Source organism: Microbispora sp. NPDC049633, assembly GCF_040675265.1.
Taxonomy (GTDB): domain Bacteria; phylum Actinomycetota; class Actinomycetes; order Streptosporangiales; family Streptosporangiaceae; genus Microbispora; species Microbispora maris.
On sequence record NZ_JBFAOO010000419.1, the window covers coordinates 1 to 1,370 of the forward strand.

Annotated in this window: 1 protein-coding gene; it reads right to left on the bottom strand. The window is 78.0% G+C overall.

Annotation, left to right across the window (positions count from 1 at the left end):
• Window positions 1-189: 189 nt before the first annotated feature.
• Window positions 190-1,287 carry an alpha/beta hydrolase gene (locus AB0J39_RS39550; protein WP_363474346.1) on the bottom strand — a complete coding sequence of 366 codons (1,098 nt, stop codon included), beginning with the start codon at window positions 1,285-1,287 and terminating at the stop codon, window positions 190-192.
• Window positions 1,288-1,370 lie beyond the last annotated feature (83 nt).

Sequence of the window (1,370 nt, forward strand, 5' to 3'; positions counted from 1 at the left end):
CCCGCGCACCTCGGCGGCACGGCGCCCACCCCCGAGGAGGCCGCCGCCCTGGACGCCGCCGCCCGGCCGCGCCGCGCGTAGCCGCCGGTTAGCCGCGCCGCGCGTAGTCGCCGCCCGCCCTCGCGCCGTCGCCCGAGACCGGTGACGGCCGTGCTGTCACCCGCCGGTGCGGCGATCGTCGGGCGCCCGTCACGCGGCCAGGGTCTCGCGGAGGAACTCGGCGATCTCCGCCCGCGCGGCCTTCGCGTGCGGTACCACGCCCGGCACGCTGAGGAAGGCGTGTGTCGCTCCGGGGTACTCGGTGAGCCGCGCGGGCGTCCCGGCCGCCCGCAGCCGTCCGGCGTAACAGCGCCCCTGGTCGGCCACCGGATCGATGGTCGGGACCACCACGAGTGCCGGGGCCAGGCCGCTCAAATCGTCGGCGTGCAGCGGCGACACCGCACGAGGGTCGGCTCCCGGCGGCACGGCGAGCCGCCGGAACAGCCGCATCTGCGGCATGGTGAGGCCCGGGCTGTCGGCGTGCTCCCTCATCGAGGGGTGCTCGAACCCCTCCGGGGTCAGGTCGACGGCGGGGTTGACCAGCACCTGCGCCCGCAGAGCCGGCCCCGACCGCCTGGCCCGGATCGCGGCCAGGGCGGTGACCAGCGCGCCGGTGCTCTCGCCGAAGACCGCGATCCGCGCCGGGTCGACTCCCCACCGCGCGGCGTGCGCCACCACGTGCCGGAGCGCGTCCCAGCCGTCGTCCACGGCCGCCGCCAGCGGGGTCCGCTCGTCGAGGAGACGGTGCTCGACCGAGACGACGACCGCGGGCAGCCGGGCGGCGAGATGACTGTTCACCCAGTCGCTCTGCACGGCCGTGCCCACGAAGCCACCGCCGTGCACGTGCAGCACGAGCGGCAGGGCGGTCGGGTCCGCGCCCCCGCCGCCCCCGCCGCTTCCGACGCCGCCCCCACCGTCGCGTCCGCCGCCGCCCCCGCCGCCGCCCCCGCCGCCGCCCCCGCCGTCGCGTCCGCCGCCGCGTCCGCCGCCGGGCCCGGCCGAGGGCCGGTACACCCGGATCCGGAGCCCGCGGCCCGGCAGCGCCACCTCCTGCCACCGGATCTCGGCACCGCGGTCCGGGAACCCGGTGACCAGCCGCGCCAGACGGGACGCCCGCTTGCGGTTGACGGCCTCGCTTAGGGCGGCCAGCTCCTCGGCCGTCATCGCCGTCCAGTCGGGCTCACTGCCCAGGGCGTGCAGCAACCGGATGCCCAGGGGCGGCCGTTCGGTGCCGGTGACTTCGCTCATCGAAGGTCCTCTCGATCGGTTGGTTCCGCTCACGGCCGGTCCGTACGTGCGTCAGCCCGGCCGGCGGACGGCCTCATGCGGCC

Excerpts from the sequence above, each read along its gene's own strand:
- AB0J39_RS39550 (WP_363474346.1), bottom strand. The coding sequence starts at position 1,287 with ATGAGCGAAGTCACCGGCACCGAACGGCCGCCCCTGGGCATCCGGTTG.